This window comes from Vibrio sp. SCSIO 43135, assembly GCF_023716665.1.
Taxonomy (GTDB): domain Bacteria; phylum Pseudomonadota; class Gammaproteobacteria; order Enterobacterales; family Vibrionaceae; genus Vibrio; species Vibrio paucivorans.
In genome coordinates, this window is the sequence record NZ_CP071859.1 from 2,791,652 (window position 1) to 2,808,109 (window position 16,458).

General features: G+C 45.0%; 15 protein-coding genes. 9 read left to right on the forward strand and 6 right to left on the reverse strand.

What is annotated here, in order from left to right; genetic code table 11:
- Positions 1-24 precede the first annotated feature (24 nt).
- The 3 genes from cgtA to rplU all read right to left on the reverse strand — a co-directional run bounded on the left by cgtA (position 25) and on the right by rplU (position 2,044).
- Positions 25-1,194 (reverse strand): Obg family GTPase CgtA, encoded by a 1,170-nt coding sequence (gene cgtA, locus J4N42_RS12385; RefSeq protein ID WP_252028355.1) that lies wholly within the window; start codon positions 1,192-1,194, stop codon positions 25-27.
- A gap of 260 nt (positions 1,195-1,454) precedes the next feature.
- The gene (rpmA, locus tag J4N42_RS12390; RefSeq protein WP_004409945.1) at positions 1,455-1,712 is read right to left on the reverse strand and encodes a 50S ribosomal protein L27; all 258 of its coding nucleotides are present in this window, start codon (positions 1,710-1,712) and stop codon (positions 1,455-1,457) included.
- A gap of 20 nt (positions 1,713-1,732) precedes the next feature.
- Positions 1,733-2,044: a 50S ribosomal protein L21 gene (gene rplU, locus J4N42_RS12395; protein WP_117235792.1), complete on the reverse strand. Its 312-nt coding sequence runs from the start codon at positions 2,042-2,044 to the stop codon at positions 1,733-1,735.
- Between the two features lie 271 nt (positions 2,045-2,315).
- Between rplU and ispB the strand changes: the two genes are divergently transcribed.
- On the forward strand, positions 2,316-3,287 hold the full coding sequence (gene ispB, locus J4N42_RS12400; RefSeq protein WP_252028357.1) for an octaprenyl diphosphate synthase: 972 nt from the start codon (positions 2,316-2,318) through the stop codon (positions 3,285-3,287).
- A gap of 119 nt (positions 3,288-3,406) precedes the next feature.
- Here the strand turns inward: ispB and mdh are convergent, their stop codons facing one another.
- Entirely contained in the window at positions 3,407-4,342 is a 936-nt protein-coding gene (mdh, locus tag J4N42_RS12405) for a malate dehydrogenase (protein WP_252028359.1), read from the reverse strand.
- 327 nt (positions 4,343-4,669) lie between these two features.
- Here mdh and argR point away from each other — a divergent pair, with 327 nt between their 5' ends.
- From argR to J4N42_RS12430, 5 genes are all read left to right on the forward strand, one after another.
- On the forward strand, positions 4,670-5,140 hold the full coding sequence (argR, locus tag J4N42_RS12410) for a transcriptional regulator ArgR (protein ID WP_252028360.1): 471 nt from the start codon (positions 4,670-4,672) through the stop codon (positions 5,138-5,140).
- A 325-nt stretch (positions 5,141-5,465) separates the two neighbouring features.
- A complete protein-coding gene (locus J4N42_RS12415; RefSeq protein ID WP_252028362.1) occupies positions 5,466-6,434 on the forward strand; it encodes a TAXI family TRAP transporter solute-binding subunit in 969 nt (322 codons plus the stop codon).
- 209 nt (positions 6,435-6,643) lie between these two features.
- On the forward strand, positions 6,644-9,223 hold the full coding sequence (locus tag J4N42_RS12420; RefSeq protein WP_252028364.1) for a TRAP transporter permease: 2,580 nt from the start codon (positions 6,644-6,646) through the stop codon (positions 9,221-9,223).
- Positions 9,224-9,312: 89 nt separating this feature from the next.
- The gene (locus tag J4N42_RS12425; protein ID WP_252028366.1) at positions 9,313-9,750 is read left to right on the forward strand and encodes a universal stress protein; all 438 of its coding nucleotides are present in this window, start codon (positions 9,313-9,315) and stop codon (positions 9,748-9,750) included.
- A gap of 161 nt (positions 9,751-9,911) precedes the next feature.
- The gene (locus J4N42_RS12430) at positions 9,912-10,295 is read left to right on the forward strand and encodes a DUF2061 domain-containing protein (RefSeq protein ID WP_252028367.1); all 384 of its coding nucleotides are present in this window, start codon (positions 9,912-9,914) and stop codon (positions 10,293-10,295) included.
- A 9-nt stretch (positions 10,296-10,304) separates the two neighbouring features.
- Here the strand turns inward: J4N42_RS12430 and J4N42_RS12435 are convergent, their stop codons facing one another.
- Positions 10,305-11,105 carry a glycosyl hydrolase 2 galactose-binding domain-containing protein gene (locus J4N42_RS12435; RefSeq protein WP_252028369.1) on the reverse strand — a complete coding sequence of 267 codons (801 nt, stop codon included), beginning with the start codon at positions 11,103-11,105 and terminating at the stop codon, positions 10,305-10,307.
- 153 nt (positions 11,106-11,258) lie between these two features.
- Positions 11,259-13,253, reverse strand: a complete 1,995-nt coding sequence (gene tkt / locus J4N42_RS12440; protein WP_252028370.1) for a transketolase — start codon at positions 13,251-13,253, stop codon at positions 11,259-11,261.
- A 338-nt stretch (positions 13,254-13,591) separates the two neighbouring features.
- Here tkt and metK point away from each other — a divergent pair, with 338 nt between their 5' ends.
- The 3 genes from metK to J4N42_RS12455 all read left to right on the forward strand — a co-directional run bounded on the left by metK (position 13,592) and on the right by J4N42_RS12455 (position 16,427).
- A complete protein-coding gene (metK, locus tag J4N42_RS12445) occupies positions 13,592-14,746 on the forward strand; it encodes a methionine adenosyltransferase (RefSeq protein ID WP_252028372.1) in 1,155 nt (384 codons plus the stop codon).
- Positions 14,747-15,048: 302 nt separating this feature from the next.
- Positions 15,049-15,840 carry a DUF2189 domain-containing protein gene (locus tag J4N42_RS12450; protein ID WP_252028374.1) on the forward strand — a complete coding sequence of 264 codons (792 nt, stop codon included), beginning with the start codon at positions 15,049-15,051 and terminating at the stop codon, positions 15,838-15,840.
- Between the two features lie 86 nt (positions 15,841-15,926).
- Entirely contained in the window at positions 15,927-16,427 is a 501-nt protein-coding gene (locus J4N42_RS12455) for a SprT family zinc-dependent metalloprotease (RefSeq protein WP_252028376.1), read from the forward strand.
- Positions 16,428-16,458 lie beyond the last annotated feature (31 nt).

Consider the following 16,458-nt stretch of genomic DNA (forward strand, 5'->3'; position numbering starts at 1 on the left):
GTTTTTATCAGAGACTAAGAAAACTTAATCACGAACGTAAACAACGTGGCCATCATCTTCTTCGTCATCCCAGTCGTCCCAATCATCATCTTCAGTAACAACATCGGAACCACTCATCGCATCTTTATGGTAGTCATCCCACATAAAGTCGACTTTATCTTCTTCTGCAATCTCTTCCTCTTCACGTGGTAGAGTTTCCATGAAGTCAGCCAACTTATAGCAAAGCTCTTTAGTACCTTGCTTGTTCACTGCCGAGATCTTGAAGTAGTCGCCTTCCCAAGCTAACGCTTCTAAGATCTCTTGGATCTTCGCATCTGCTTCTTCTTCAGGCATCAAATCCACTTTATTGAACACTAACCAGCGAGGTTTATCGGCCAACTTCTCACTATATTGCTCAAGCTCATCAATAATGGTTAGGGCATTCTGAGCTGGATCGGTCTGATCAATGGGTAAAATATCGATCATGTGTAGTAGAACGCGACAACGCTCTAGGTGCTTCAAGAATCGAATACCTAAGCCAGCACCGTCTGCCGCACCTTCGATAAGACCTGGAATATCCGCAACAACAAAGCTCTTCTCAGGAACAACACTCACTACACCCAAGCTTGGGATCAGTGTAGTAAACGGGTAGTCTGCCACTTTTGGCTTCGCTGCAGAAACAGAGCGAATGAAAGTCGACTTACCAGCGTTTGGAAGACCAAGCATACCGACATCAGCTAGCAGCAATAGCTCAAGGCGTAGCTCACGCACTTCACCTTTTGTACCTAATGTTTTTTGACGTGGAGCTCGGTTTACTGAAGATTTAAAGCGAGTGTTACCTAAGCCGTGCCAACCACCTTTAGCGACCATAAGCTTTTTACCGTGTTCTGCAACTTCGCCAACGATCTCGTTAGTGTGAATATCGACAGCACGAGTACCAACAGGTACACGTAAAACCTTATCTTTACCACGCTTACCGGTACAGTTGCCACCACGACCGTTTTCACCACGCTCAGCAGCATAGAAGCGCTGGAATCGGTAATCAATCAAGGTATTTAGGTTTTCATCAGCGAGAATATAAACATCACCGCCATCACCACCGTCGCCGCCGTCAGGGCCACCCTTGGTAACAAATTTTTCACGCCAAAAGCTAACGACGCCACTACCGCCATCACCGGCTTCTACTTTCACTACCGCTTCATCAACGAATTTCATCTTTTACTCCGCATTGTGTGCGTTGCAATATCACCTATTTAGGATGATATAAATTCTAGCAGATCAGAATTCAAGATCGATCACCTGAGATCTATGACCGTTCTGCAATTGGACCAAATAAGGAGAGACTCTCATGCCCATAGGCAATTGATAATAAAGAGCATCTTCTCATTTGCACTTTTCATAAATAAAAAACCCTGCCAAATCGGCAGGGCTTTTGAATTCAGCTTTAAAGCAAGTTAACTAAGTCAGAGACCTAATTACTCAGCTTCGATGCTAACGAATTTACGGTTTTTAGGACCTTTAACTTCGAACTTCACTTTACCTTCAGTAAGAGCGAATAGAGTATGGTCTTTACCGATACCTACGTTAGTACCAGCGTGGAACTTAGTACCACGTTGACGTACGATGATGTTACCTGCAAGAACAGACTCGCCACCGAAACGCTTAACACCTAGGCGTTTGCTTTCTGAATCGCGGCCGTTACGAGTAGAACCACCAGCTTTTTTGTGTGCCATTGTTAAACTCTCCTAATATCTTAAGCGTTGATGCCAGTGATTTTCACTTCAGTGAACCACTGACGGTGACCTTGCTGCTTACGAGAGTGCTTACGACGACGGAACTTAACGATTTTAACTTTATCGCCACGACCGTGTTGTACTACTTCAGCAGTTACTTTGCCGCCCTCAACAAGAGGTGCGCCAACTGTAATTTCTTCACCGTTAGCAACAAGAAGAACTTTATCAAATTCAACAGTTGCACCAGTTTCAACGTCTAATTTCTCTAAACGAAGAGTTTGACCTTCGCTTACACGGTGTTGTTTACCACCAGATTGGAAAACAGCGTACATATTTTACTCCGCTTTTTCCGCACAGCCTATGCTTATTGTTTGAGCAATTTGGGTGTGCGCTAAACTAATCATCAATAGGGCGCAGATTCTACAGAAAGGATGTCCCTATGACAAGCCATATTTTTAAAAAATTGGCGAAAAGCTAATCGCCAAAGAAAAGTGCCGCAATCATGCCCTTTAGCCATGTATTTATCAACGTTTTTTAGTGTATTATTCAGCAACTAATGAAGATAAGAACACCTTACAGGGTCTAACCTCAGCCGGATTTACAATGGATTTTAAAGCTATCCAAGCGCTTACTGCCGATGACATGGCAAAAGTGAATGAAACAATTCAAGCCCAACTTAACTCTGATGTCACTTTAATCAATCAATTGGGATTCTACATTGTCAGTGGCGGTGGCAAACGCCTTCGCCCTCTTTTAGCTATCCTTTCTGCACGTGCATTAGGTTACAAAGGCGAAGCGCATACCACGGCTGCAGCCTTTATCGAATTCATCCATACAGCAACCTTGTTGCACGACGATGTCGTCGATGAATCAGACATGCGACGCGGCAAAGCCACGGCTAATGCCGCATTTGGTAATGCAGCTAGCGTTTTGGTCGGCGACTTTATCTATACCCGTTCATTTCAGATGATGACTAAGTTAGGATCATTAAGGATCCTTGAGCTTATGAGCGATGCTGTAAACGTCATTGCAGAAGGGGAAGTCCAGCAGTTAATGAACTGTAACGACCCAGATACAACTGAAGAAAGCTACATGCAGGTTATCTACTCTAAGACGGCGCGTTTGTTCGAAGCTGCAACGCAAATTGGAGCCATCCTGAATGATGCACCCTCTGAAGTTGAAATCGCACTGCAAAATTACGGTAAGTATTTAGGTACGGCTTTCCAGCTAATCGACGATGTCATGGACTACACCTCCGATGGTGAAGACATGGGTAAGAATGTTGGCGACGACCTAGCAGAAGGCAAGCCTACGCTTCCTCTACTTCACGCCATGCGCAATAGCTCAGGTGAAGCTTCTGCAATGATTAGAGAAGCGATTGAAAAAGCGAATGGAATGGATAAGCTGGAAGAGATTCTCGCAACCATGAAACAAGCAGGCTCTTTGGAATACACCACCAACAAAGCGCTAGAAGAAGCAGATAAAGCAATCGCTGAGTTAGCTATTTTACCTGACTCAGAATACAAGCAAGCGCTTGTCACTTTAGCGCACATCGCAGTAAACCGTACTAAGTAGATATAAATAGTTCGTTAACGCGACATATAACTTCAAGCTTCTCATTGAGCAGAAAACAAAAAAGCTGATCTTTCGATCAGCTTTTTTATTATATAGAGCGTTGTTACTTAAACCATCTGCTATTTAGCAAACTCAACACCGATTTCGATATCACCTTTCAGTGTATCTAACATGCCATCGAGAGCCGCTTTCTCGTAGTCGCTTAGTTCACCGTAGCTAAGGATTGCTTCTGCGCCTTCTTTACCTAGTTTTACTGGCTGTGCGAAGAACGGAGCATGTTCGCCCTCACCTTCAACGTATGCACATTCAATCACATTTTCTTGGCCTTGAAGCGCTTTCACAAGAGCTAAACCGAATCGGCAAGCCGCTTGACCCATAGACAGTGTCGCACTACCGCCACCGGCTTTCGCTTCAACAACTTCAGTACCAGCGTTCTGGATACGTTTGGTTAGAGCTTCGATTTCGTCGGCTGTAAATTCAACACCTTCGACTTGAGACAATAGAGGAAGAATAGTCACACCAGAGTGGCCACCGATAACAGGTACACGAACGTCACCTGGATCTTTATCTTTTAGCTCTGCAACAAACGTTTCTGAGCGGATCACGTCCAGTGTTGTTACACCAAATAGGCGGCGCTTGTCATAAACACCCGCTTTCTTTAGTACTTCAGCCGCGATTGGCACAGTAGTATTCACTGGGTTAGTGATGATACCAACACAAGCTTTTGGACAAACCACGGCAATTTTCTCTGCCAACGATTTAACAATGCCTGCGTTTACGTTAAATAGATCCGCGCGATCCATACCTGGTTTACGAGCTACACCCGCAGAAATCAGAACAACGTCCGCACCGTCTAGCGCTGGAGTTGGATCTTCACCTGCATAACCTTTGATCGAAACAGGAGTTGGGATGTGGCTAAGGTCTGCTGCAACACCTGGCGTTACAGGAGCAATATCATATAGGGCTAAATCTGAACCCGCTGGAAGGCGGTTTTTAAGAAGAAGTGCTAGGGCTTGACCGATGCCACCAGCGGCACCAATAACAGCTACTTTCATTGTAGTTCTCCTTGAGATCTTATCTCTTATAAATGTTTTAGTAGGGTATTCTGTACGCGAATAGGGTAAAAACTATAGTAATCACAACTTGATTACAATCAATTAACGCGCGCTTTGCGACCTCGCGCAAATCAATAAGGACGTGCTACACGAGCAAATGCATTATGTATGAAACACCTTGTTCGACAAAGGTTTAACTAGTAATTTTTCTGTCATTAAAAATAAGTTTACAGTGACCTATTAGACAGAATTCAGTGATAGTTTGGCGATAAGTGCATAGCTATGCGAGAATATTCACTACGGATCTTATAAATAGAAAGAAGAACCATGCGCAATACAGAAAAACAAGATAACTTAGTCCGCGCTTTTAAAGCCCTACTAAAAGAAGAGCGATTTGGCTCTCAAGGCGACATTGTTGATGCTCTTAAAAATGAAGGTTTTGAGAACATTAACCAATCTAAAGTCTCGCGAATGCTGACTAAGTTTGGTGCGGTACGAACACGTAACGCAAAAATGGAAATGGTCTACTGCCTTCCAGCAGAGTTGGGGGTGCCGACCGTCTCTAGTTCACTACGCGAGCTTGTTCTTGATATTGATCGCAACAACGCATTGGTTGTTATCCATACTGGTCCAGGAGCTGCACAACTGATTGCTCGACTACTCGACTCCCTAGGTAAATCCGAAGGCATTCTAGGTGTAGTGGCTGGTGATGATACTATTTTCATTACTCCAACACTGTCAGTGACTACTGAGCAGCTGTTTGAATCTGTGTGCGAACTCTTTGAATACACAGGCTAATTTATCGCATAGCTCAATGGGTTACGTTCACTCATAAACAACGTGACCCACTTCACATCTAAAGAAACTCACCTCTCCGTAAGTGGCAAAAAACAACCGCTTTATAAACAACCACTTAGCCATCATTTTGACACTGACAATTCTGTTACATCACAGTCCAATACGCTACATATTTTAACAATCCTATAATTATCTCCGGTTTTTTTGGTATTATTCAGCCACTTTTTCAACATACGGATTGAAAAAGATGCCGTTTCCAAACGAGGAAACTCCCGAAGCGACTACACTTGTTTTGGGGCAAATAATGAATAAGGAAGGGACATTCATGGCATTAAACAAACTTATTAAAATTGGCGCAATTGCAGCTGCTGTTATGGGTGCTGGCGCGGTTAACGCCCAAGAGTTCATTACAATTGGTACTGGTTCAGTAACGGGTGTTTACTACCCAACTGGTGGTGCAATTTGTAAGCTAGTGAACAAAGGTCGTAAAGATCACAACATCCGTTGCTCAGTAGAATCAACTGGCGGTTCTATCTACAACGTAAACACTATCCGTGCTGGCGAGCTAGACTTCGGCGTTGTTCAGTCGGACTGGCAATACCACGGCTACAACGGTACCAGTAAGTTTGCTGAACAAGGACCGTACAAGAAGCTACGTGCAATGTTCTCACTTCATACAGAACCTTTTAACATCATTGCTCGTGCAGACTCAGGTATCGAAAACGTTTCTGACCTAAAAGGTAAGCGTGTAAACATCGGTAACCCAGGTTCAGGTGACCGCGCAACAATGGGCGTGGTAATGGATGCAATGGGCTGGACTAACGACAGCTTCAAACTTGCATCAGAGCTAAAAGGTTCAGAACGTTCTCAAGCTCTGTGTGACAACAAAATCGATGCATTCATCTACGTTGTTGGCCACCCGAACGGATCAATCAAAGAAGCAACAACTTCTTGTGATGCGAAGCTAGTTTCAGCTTCTGGTGCACAAGTAGATAAGATTGTTGCAGACAATCCTTACTACGCATACAGCACAGTTCCAGCTGGCATGTACCGTGGTACCGATTCAGACGTAAACAGCTTCGGTGTTGCGGCAACAATGGTAACGACTTCTGATGTTTCAGACGAAGTTGCATATAACGTTGCTAAAGCAGTATTCGAGAACTTCGATACGTTTAAGCGTCTACACCCAGCATTCGCGAACCTGAAGAAAGAAGACATGGTTAAAGCAGGTCTTACTATTCCTCTTCACCCAGGCGCAGAAAAGTACTACAAAGAAGTTGGCCTACTTAAGTAAGCTCAACTCATAGCAGACCAATACAAGGAGGCGTAATGCCTCCTTGATGGTTGTTATCCCTTTTGGTTTCACCGTTGAAAACCATCCTCACTTAATACCCAAAATAATTACAATTAGAGCGATACAGATCTATTCACTACACTGAATAGGATTCACTGTACGTTCTATATCTAGACAGAAAGACACCATCAATAATAAGGACAAAGTACATGACGCAGACAAATACACCGTCTCAAGATGTGCAAGAAATGGTGGCACAAGCCGACACTGGAGCCCGAAACCCTAGAGGTATTCCTGGGCGTATACTTTGGTTGGTACCGCTATGTTGGTCGTTATTCCAACTTTGGTACGCATCACCACTGCCGTTCATTTTCGATTTTGCAGTACTGAATGACACGCAAGCGCGCTCCATTCACCTAACGTTTGCAATTTTCCTCGCGTTTACCGCCTACCCGGCGCTGAAAAACTCACCGCGTGACAGAATTCCTGTCATCGACTGGGTACTGGCTTTAGCCGGTAGTTTCTCAGCAGCGTACATCTATATCTTCTACACCGAGCTCGCTGGGCGTTCTGGTGCACCAACCACTTTTGATATCGTTGCTGCCGTCACTGGTATGGTGTTGCTACTGGAAGCCACTCGCCGAGCATTAGGTCCACCGTTAATGGTCGTTGCTGCAGTCTTCTTACTGTATACGTTTGGTGGCCCTTACATGCCAGATGTGATTGCTCATAAAGGTGCAAGCCTCAATAAAGCAATGTCCCACCTATGGTTAACTACCGAAGGGGTATTCGGTGTTGCACTAGGTGTATCGACGTCTTTTGTTTTCTTGTTTGTACTATTCGGCGCAATGCTAGAACGAGCTGGTGCGGGTGCTTACTTTATTAAAGTGGCTTTCTCTTTGCTTGGTCACATGCGTGGTGGCCCAGCAAAAGCTGCTGTTGTAGCATCCGGTCTATCGGGCTTGGTTTCAGGGTCATCGATTGCAAACGTAGTAACTACGGGTACTTTCACGATTCCTCTTATGAAACGTGTTGGCTTCCCTGGTACCAAAGCTGGTGCGGTAGAAGTTGCGGCTTCGACTAATGGCCAGCTAACACCACCTATCATGGGTGCTGCTGCTTTCCTTATGGTGGAGTACGTAGGGATCTCTTACGTTGAAGTTATTAAAGCTGCGTTACTTCCTGCCCTTATTTCTTACATTGCTCTCATTTACATTGTTCACTTAGAAGCATGTAAAGCAGGCATGACTGGTCTACCACGCCGTCATAATCCGACTCTACTGGCTAGCCTGCTGTCTTTCACTGGCACCATTCTCGGTTTGTGTGTCATCAGTGCGGCTGTTTACTACGGTGTGGGCTGGACCAAAGATGTCTTTGGCGATGCAGCAACACCTATTGTTACCGTTGCTCTGCTGATTGCCTACGTGGCGCTGGTTCGCGTATCAGCTAAGTACGCGAATGAAGGCAATATGGAAATTGATGCCGAGATCACCGAAGTACCAGATCCAGGTCCAACCATCAAATCAGGCCTACACTTCCTACTTCCAATTGTTGTATTGGTTTGGTGTTTAACTGTAGAACGCTTCTCTCCTGGCCTATCAGCATTCTGGGCAACTGTGTTTATGATCTTCATCTTGATCACGCAACGTCCGCTAATGGCGTTAATGGCGAAAACGGATGATGTCGCGGAGCAAACTAAAGCAGGCTTTATTGATCTTGCAGAAAGTTTAGTTTCTGGTGCACGCAATATGATCGGTATCGGTGTCGCGACAGCGGCTGCAGGTACAGTCGTTGGTGTGGTAACACTAACGGGCATCGGCCTAGTTATGACAGACTTTGTTGAGTTTATTTCTGGCGGTAACATCATTCTGATGCTGTTATTTACCGCAGTAATCAGCTTGATCTTGGGTATGGGCCTTCCAACCACTGCCAACTACATCGTTGTTTCAACACTAATGGCACCAGTTATCGTGACTCTAGGTGCTCAACACGGTTTGATCATTCCACTGATCGCCGTTCACTTATTCGTGTTCTACTTTGGTATTTTGGCAGATGATACCCCTCCAGTAGGTCTCGCCGCCTTTGCTGCCGCAGCAATTGCGAAATCAGACCCTATACGGACTGGTATCCAAGGTTTCACCTACGATATACGGACGGCAATTTTGCCATTTATGTTCGTGTTCAATACCCAATTGTTACTTATGGGGATCGATAGTTGGTGGCACTTAATGCTGACCATTATCTCTTCGGTGATAGCCATGCTGGTCTTCTCCTCGGCAACTCAAGGATGGTGGTTTACGCGTAACAAGTGGTGGGAAACAGTCCTATTACTGGTGTTGACGTTCTCTTTCTTCCGTCCTGGGTTCTGGTGGGACATGATCTATCCAGCTAAGGTTCTCTCACCTGGAGTTGAGATAGCTCAAATCACAGAGCAAATGAATGTAGGACAATCCTTAGAGCTAAGAGTCGGTGGTGAGAACCTTGAAGGTGATTACACTGAGAAAACCGTTCGTCTTCCATTCGATGATCAAGCGAAAACGGCTGAAGAACGAATCAGCTCAATGGGTCTGATGCTAACCGAAGCCGATAACAAAATGATTGTTGATATGGTCGAGTTTGGCAGCCCAGCTGAGTCTGCTGGTATCGACTTCGATTGGGAAATCAAATGGGTAGTACAAGATGCAGACCGACCTATGAAGGAATGGGTCTTCATCCCTGCTCTATTAATCCTAATTGGGCTAGGCTTAAATCAAAGAAAACGCGCTCGTAAGGAACAGCTAAGCGCGTAATTCGCTCGGCCTTACTTATCTACTAATGAGTAAGGCCGTTTAAACAAGGGATTAATTGGCTTCGCCAAATTAAAAAAGAGACAATACAAATGTATAAACAAATCCTTGTTCCAGTCGACTTAAATGACCAAGGCTTTTCTGATAAAGCGGTTGAACTTGCTGTTTGGCATGCAAAACACTCAAATGCCGAAATCCACCTACTCAATGTGTTGCCTGGCATCCACATGTCAATGGTCGCGACCTACTTTCCGAAAGATGCAGCCAACCAGATGAAAGTGGACGTAAAAGCGCAACTCAAAAAATTCGCAGACCAATACATCGACGATTCCATCGTCTATAAAGTGCACGTTGCTGAAGGTAAACCCTATGCGACTATCTTGGATTACGCAGAAAAACTAGGCGCGGACTTAATTGTGATGCCAAGCCACAAGCGCTCTAAGATAGACAAAGTGGTATTAGGCTCTGTTGCTAGTAAAGTGGTACAGAACTCGCCGATTAATGTACTGGTGGTAAAACCACAGGGCTAAAGAAAGGACGCATCATGCGTCCTTTTTTCTTCCACTCGCGATAACCCTATCTTGTTTATTGCCCTTTACCTATTGAATCAATAGGTACAAGCCACTTTTACAAATGAGAACAATTCTTAATAATAACCTTAGTTCCACAGATTATGACTAAGGCTACTATTATGAAAAAGACACTTAACTTTGCAGCTCTCCACTTCACTATTGCGTTCAGTGTCGCATACATTCTAACGGGCGACGTCTTAATCGGTAGTTTGATTGCGATGATAGAGCCTATGGTCAATACCGTCGCTTTCTACTTCCATGAGCGTGCGTGGAATACATCTGCAACACTCAAGAGATTTGCTCACTCCGCTAAAGTAAAAACGATCAGCTTTGCTAGCGTACATTTCAGTGTCGCATTTGGCGTGGTCTATTTACTCACAGGAGATTTGTTTGTTGGTGGTGTGATGGCGGCTATCGAACCTACCATCAATACGTGCGCTTACTACTTCCATGAGAAAGTGTGGCAACGAAAACATCCTCAACAATGGGTGTGCGCACACTAACTCACTCGACTATATCGGATAGTGGGACACGCATAAGTCGCGACTTAACCCGACTTTAAAATGCTGCTGTTGGCCGTCCAAGTTGACTTCTAAACTATACAAATCTTGCTCTTTAGGCTGATCAGGCTCTGAATAGATCGGAGCCTCAATCTGAAAAAGTGCACTCGCATGGTTACTTCTCACATCAATAGGCAAGTGATAAGTCATGCCGTTAAATTTCACCATCGCAGATACAAGACCTGAAGCATACGTAGTGTAATGGAGGTCAACCATAAACTCACACCCTCCACCGTGGTGCCAAATTTGCTCCGTAGCCACATGCTCTAAACGAACATGGCGAATAAATTGAAGGTAAGGCTCTTGCCAAATTCCCATTCGCTCATCAATCTTTGAAGGTGCGTCGCCTAATTCGCACAATTCAGTGGCTGAATCATCATCCAGCAACCAATCTTCTTCTTGCTCAAGGAATAGCACCTCAAATCGGTTTCTCCCTAACTGCAAATAAGGGCGAATATCTTTCTTGTATAACGATTGAGTACCATCACAGTCGAACACAGCGACACCATTAATACGCACTTCTGCATGGTAATCGACACCTGCTATGACTAAATCCACTGCAGGAAAAGCTAACATGGCTTCATCTACCTCAATATCATGCATGAGGTGCCACTCTTGCTGAGCAATATCTTGTTCCGTCAGGGTCTTGGGTAAGATGCTGCTTAAAGGTGCTGGAAAAGTAATGTCATCTTGAGGAATAGACAAATCAGTTAAAGGTGACAATTGCCAAAGGCCTGCGAGAGATAGCTTCATTGAGGATAAACTTGAGCGAGATCAATTTTGAAAATTATAATCAATCTCAATGGATAAAGATATCTATTTACTTGTTAGACAAATACGAAAAAGCCCAGAGACGGTATGCGTCGCTGGGCTTTAATTTTACTACGAGAAGAAGCTAATAAAGCGTTACGCTAGAAGCTCTTTCGCTGTGTTTACTACGTTTTCAGTAGTGAAACCGAACATCTTGAATAGCTCGCCTGCTGGTGCAGATTCGCCGAATGTTGTCATACCGATGATCTTGCCACCGAAGCCAACGTACTTGTACCAGAAGTCAGCGATGCCAGCTTCTACAGCGATACGAGCTGTTACGTCAGATGGCAGTACAGATTCACGGTACTCAGCGTCTTGCTTGTCGAATGCGTCAGTTGCAGGCATAGAGACTACACGTACCTTCTTACCTTCAGCAGTTAGTTCAGCCGCAGCGTTAACCGCTAGCTCAACTTCAGAACCTGTTGCGATAAGGATAAGCTCTGGCTTGCCTTCGCAATCTTTCAGGATGTAACCACCACGTGCGATGTTAGCGACTTGCTCTTCGTTACGCTCTTGCTGTGCAAGGTTTTGACGAGAGAAGATGAGAGACGTTGGACCGTCTTTACGCTCGATAGCCAGTTTCCAAGCTACTGCAGACTCAACTTGGTCACATGGACGCCATGTGCTCATGTTTGGAGTCAAACGTAGTGACGCCATTTGCTCAACAGGTTGGTGAGTTGGACCATCTTCGCCAAGACCGATAGAGTCGTGCGTGTAAACTTGGATGTTCTGAACTTTCATCAGAGCAGCCATACGCATTGCGTTACGAGCGTATTCCATGAACATTAGGAAAGTAGCACCGTATGGTACGAAACCACCATGCAGAGCGATACCGTTCATGATCGCTGTCATACCGAATTCACGTACACCGTAGTGGATGTAGTTACCCGCTGGATCTTCAGCAGAAACAGACTTAGAGCCAGACCACATAGTTAGGTTAGAAGGTGCAAGGTCAGCAGAGCCGCCTAGGAATTCAGGTAGCATAGCACCAAATGCTTCTAGTGCGTTTTGAGACGCTTTACGTGATGCGATGTTTGCTGGGTTAGCTTGAAGATCAGCAATGATTTGGTTTGTTTTCTCTTCCCACTGTGCAGGTAGTTCACCGTTTAGACGACGTTTAAGCTCAGCAGCTTCTGCCGGGTAAGCCGCAGCGTACGCTTCAAACTTAGCGTTCCAAGCTTCTTCTTTAGCTGCGCCTGCTTCTTTTGCGTCCCACTCAGCATAGATGTCCGCTGGAATTTCAAATGGACCGTGTTCCCAACCAAGTTCTTTGCGAGTTGCTGCGATTTCTTCAGCGCCTAGCGGAGCACCGTGACAATCGTGTGAACCAGACTTGTTTGGCGAACCAAAACCGATGATCGTCTTAGTACAGATTAGTGTAGGACGTGGATCGGCTTTAGCTGCTTCAATAGCAGCGTTGATTGCAGCTGAATCGTGACCGTCTACTGCTGGGATGACGTGCCAGCCGTAAGCTTCAAAACGCTTAGGCGTGTCGTCAGAGAACCAACCTTCAACTTCACCGTCGATAGAAATACCGTTGTCATCCCAGAAAGCAATAAGTTTACGAAGGCCTAGCGTACCCGCTAGAGAACATGCTTCGTGAGAAATACCTTCCATCAGACAGCCATCACCCATAAATGCATAAGTGAAGTGGTCAACGATGTCGTGGCCTTCTTTGTTGAATTGTGCTGCTAGAGTTTTCTCAGCCAGCGCCATACCAACAGCGTTAGTGATACCTTGGCCTAGTGGACCTGTTGTTGTTTCAACACCCGGCGCGTAACCGTACTCTGGATGGCCTGGAGTCTTAGAGTGCAATTGACGGAAGTTTTTCAGATCATCGATTGATAGCTCGTAACCTGATAGGTGCAGCAAAGAATAGATCAGCATTGAACCGTGGCCGTTTGACAATACAAAACGGTCGCGGTCGGCCCACTCAGGGTTTGCTGGGTTGTGGTTTAGGTGAGAACGCCAAAGAACTTCGGCGATATCTGCCATACCCATAGGTGCGCCTGGGTGGCCAGAGTTGGCTTGTTGTACGCCATCCATGCTAAGTGCGCGGATTGCATTTGCTAGATCTTTACGAGAAGACATGACTGCTCCTGAGTGCATTAAGCGAATTCGAAATGTGTGGTTAGAGGCTGAAAAATCAGCGCGCGATATTGTCTCAAAGGGATTTTGTCTCTGCAAACGTTTTACTGGCAGAATTCTAACAATTCAGCGTAATTTTTAGCATTTTGATTCAAAGTAACTAAATTTAAGCTTTGCCGAAGCAAACGTTTGGTTATCTTCGATAAGAAAAAAGAGCTTGTAATTCGAGCGTTCAAAACTAGAATAGACGTCTAGATGTAGAAACACCTACAAAATTTACTGTATTTCATTACGGTTGGTTAACAACACCAGCCGTTATAACTAATTTAAGTGGAGCTCTCATGGCTAAGCACCTGTTCACTTCTGAGTCTGTTTCAGAAGGCCATCCAGATAAAATCGCAGACCAAATTTCTGATGCTGTTCTTGATGCCATCTTAGAACAAGATAAGAAAGCTCGCGTTGCGTGTGAAACGTACGTGAAAACAGGCATGGTAATGGTTGGTGGTGAAATCACGACTTCTGCATGGGTTGATATCGAAGAAATCACTCGTGAAACTGTACGTGAAATTGGCTACGTTCATTCAGACATGGGCTTTGATGCTGACTCTTGTGCTGTTCTAAACACAATTGGTAAGCAATCTCCAGACATCAACCAAGGTGTTGATAAAGCAGATCCTAAAGAGCAAGGCGCGGGCGACCAAGGCATCATGTTCGGTTACGCAACGAACGAAACTGACATTCTAATGCCAGCTCCGATCACTTACTCTCACCGCCTTGTTGAAAAACAAGCTGAAGTACGTAAAAGCGGTAAGCTAGATTTCTTACGCCCAGATGCAAAATCTCAGGTAACGTTCCAATACGACCAAGGTAAGATCGTTGGTATTGATGCTGTTGTACTTTCTACTCAGCACTGTGATTCAGTAACGACTCCAGACCTACGTGAAGCGGTAATGGAAGAGATAATCAAGCCTGTACTGCCTTCTGAGTGGATCACTAAAGATACTAACTTCTTCATCAACCCAACAGGCCGTTTCGTAATCGGTGGTCCAATGGGTGACTGTGGTCTAACTGGCCGTAAAATCATCGTAGATACATACGGCGGTGCGGCTCGTCATGGTGGTGGTGCATTCTCTGGTAAAGATCCATCAAAAGTAGACCGCAGCGCAGCTTACGCAGCTCGTTACGTTGCTAAAAACATCGTTGCCGCTGGCATGGCGGACCGCTGTGAAATCCAACTTTCTTACGCTATCGGTGTTGCAGATCCAACTTCTATCATGGTTGAAACATTCGGCACTGAGAAAGTATCTCACGACATCATTATCGAAGCTGTTCGTCAAAACTTCGACCTGCGTCCATACGGCCTGCAAGAAATGCTGAACCTTCTTCAACCAATCTACAAGAAGACTGCAGCCTACGGCCACTTCGGTCGTGAAGAGTTCCCTTGGGAAGCAACAGATAAAGCGGCATTACTACGCGAGTTCGCTGGCATCAAGTAATCACTAGCTAGATTTAAAAAGCCCTTACTAATAAGTAAGGGCTTTTTTTATGTCTGTTATTTGTAATTTTCGTCATTCACGCCAATAGTTAATAAGGTGTTAATTTTTCTATCTACCCATAGGTTTCGAGACTCAAATAAGTTTCTAAACGCAAGTAGAAAGAAACTTCACTAACAACGTGATGCAGGGCTTTGCTGTGAGTGCTTTTTAAGTCGAACTGTTTGTATCGCCAAAGCAGGCATCGAATCTACCAATACTTAGCTCAGGCTTGGTATTGAACGTGAATCGATCAAGGAGGATCTATGCCTCGTACGGTTAATCCATCGGACTTTCAAGATAAGCGAAAGGAAGTCCCAGATAACGAATACGCTCGAACCATACCGTGTAATCAGCTTAGTGTGTCAGCGCCGTTTCACTGGCTATCGCTAGGGTTACACGACTTTATCCGCATGCCTTTCATCAGTGCATTTTACGGTTTCTGCTTTATGTTAGCGGCAGTCGGTATTGTGCTGTTAGTACAATGGCAAGGCACCCACTTGGTTGTAATGCCAAGTCTGGTTGTTTATATGCTCATCGGCCCCTTCCTAGCTCTAGGGCTCTACGATGCAAGCTGGGAAAGGGAAAAAGGTCACAACGCAAGCTTACTACACTCGATGAAAGCAATTGGCCGCAACTCGACTTCTCAATGGACGTTTGCCGTATTTCTCGCCATCGCCATGATCTTTTGGATGCGTATCGCAGCATTGCTACATGTGCTCTATCCGTCAGTAGAAGGCGCGCCTCTCACTGAATTTTTACCATTCTTGATCACTGGCTCTGTTGTCGGGTTTGTTCTTGCGTGCATTGTATTCAGTGTCTCGGCTTTTTCGATTCCATTAATGATGGAGCGTCGAGTCGACATTATGACGGCGGTATTCTCTAGCTTTAATGCTGTGAAATCGAATATCCCAGCCATGATCGTTTGGGCAGGGTTAATTTGTGGCGGTATCTTGATTGGTTTTGCCACGTACGGGATAGGAATGCTGTTTACCATGCCAATCTTAGGCTACGGTACTTGGCATGCTTATCATGCAACGATAAAGAAAAAACATTAGGTCTCCAACCTTCTATTTTCGTTTGCCAATAATGTTACAATCTTGCCCCGGATTTTCTCCGGGGCTTTATTTTACTGAGGCATAACGTGATAGATTTTGAACTCAACTACCGGGCACAAGTGCAACTAAAACAATGCATTGATAAAGCGAGCCAATACTTCCAAACCCATTTGGAAACGCCAACTCTAAGCTATAAACTACGTGGAAAAACGGCAGGCAAAGCCTACTTGCAACTGTGGGAAGTTCGCCTTAACCCAGTTTTATTTACAGAAAACCAATCGGCATTTATTGAACAAGTCATTCCCCATGAAGTGGCTCATCTCATCGTCCACAAAATCTATGGTCGAGTTCGCCCACACGGCAAAGAATGGCAACAAACAATGCGCAGCGTTTTTGGTGTCTCTCCAGACACAACACATCAGTTCGATATTGCCTCTGTTCAAGGTAAAACCTTCGCATACAGCTGTGGCTGCTCTGAATACCCACTCTCTATCCGACGTCACAACAAAGTCATGAGAAGGCAAGCGAGCTATCGTTGCCAACAGTGCAAGCAAACACTAACGTTTACAGGTCAGCAGCTCTCCTAGCCCCAGCTCTAGCTATTTCATATCTCTTACA

What these genes read in the sequence shown, in the direction of transcription:
- cgtA (WP_252028355.1), bottom strand. Translation starts at nt 1,194, where the DNA reads ATGAAATTCGTTGATGAAGCGGTAGTGAAAGTAGAAGCCGGTGATGGC.
- metK (WP_252028372.1), top strand. Translation starts at nt 13,592, where the DNA reads ATGGCTAAGCACCTGTTCACTTCTGAGTCTGTTTCAGAAGGCCATCCA.
- J4N42_RS12425 (WP_252028366.1), top strand. Translation starts at nt 9,313, where the DNA reads ATGTATAAACAAATCCTTGTTCCAGTCGACTTAAATGACCAAGGCTTT.
- mdh (WP_252028359.1), bottom strand. Translation starts at nt 4,342, where the DNA reads ATGAAAGTAGCTGTTATTGGTGCCGCTGGTGGCATCGGTCAAGCCCTA.
- J4N42_RS12435 (WP_252028369.1), bottom strand. Translation starts at nt 11,105, where the DNA reads ATGAAGCTATCTCTCGCAGGCCTTTGGCAATTGTCACCTTTAACTGAT.
- J4N42_RS12430 (WP_252028367.1), top strand. Translation starts at nt 9,912, where the DNA reads ATGAAAAAGACACTTAACTTTGCAGCTCTCCACTTCACTATTGCGTTC.
- J4N42_RS12450 (WP_252028374.1), top strand. Translation starts at nt 15,049, where the DNA reads ATGCCTCGTACGGTTAATCCATCGGACTTTCAAGATAAGCGAAAGGAA.
- J4N42_RS12415 (WP_252028362.1), top strand. Translation starts at nt 5,466, where the DNA reads ATGGCATTAAACAAACTTATTAAAATTGGCGCAATTGCAGCTGCTGTT.
- J4N42_RS12420 (WP_252028364.1), top strand. Translation starts at nt 6,644, where the DNA reads ATGACGCAGACAAATACACCGTCTCAAGATGTGCAAGAAATGGTGGCA.
- rpmA (WP_004409945.1), bottom strand. Translation starts at nt 1,712, where the DNA reads ATGGCACACAAAAAAGCTGGTGGTTCTACTCGTAACGGCCGCGATTCA.
- argR (WP_252028360.1), top strand. Translation starts at nt 4,670, where the DNA reads ATGCGCAATACAGAAAAACAAGATAACTTAGTCCGCGCTTTTAAAGCC.
- tkt (WP_252028370.1), bottom strand. Translation starts at nt 13,253, where the DNA reads ATGTCTTCTCGTAAAGATCTAGCAAATGCAATCCGCGCACTTAGCATG.
- ispB (WP_252028357.1), top strand. Translation starts at nt 2,316, where the DNA reads ATGGATTTTAAAGCTATCCAAGCGCTTACTGCCGATGACATGGCAAAA.
- rplU (WP_117235792.1), bottom strand. Translation starts at nt 2,044, where the DNA reads ATGTACGCTGTTTTCCAATCTGGTGGTAAACAACACCGTGTAAGCGAA.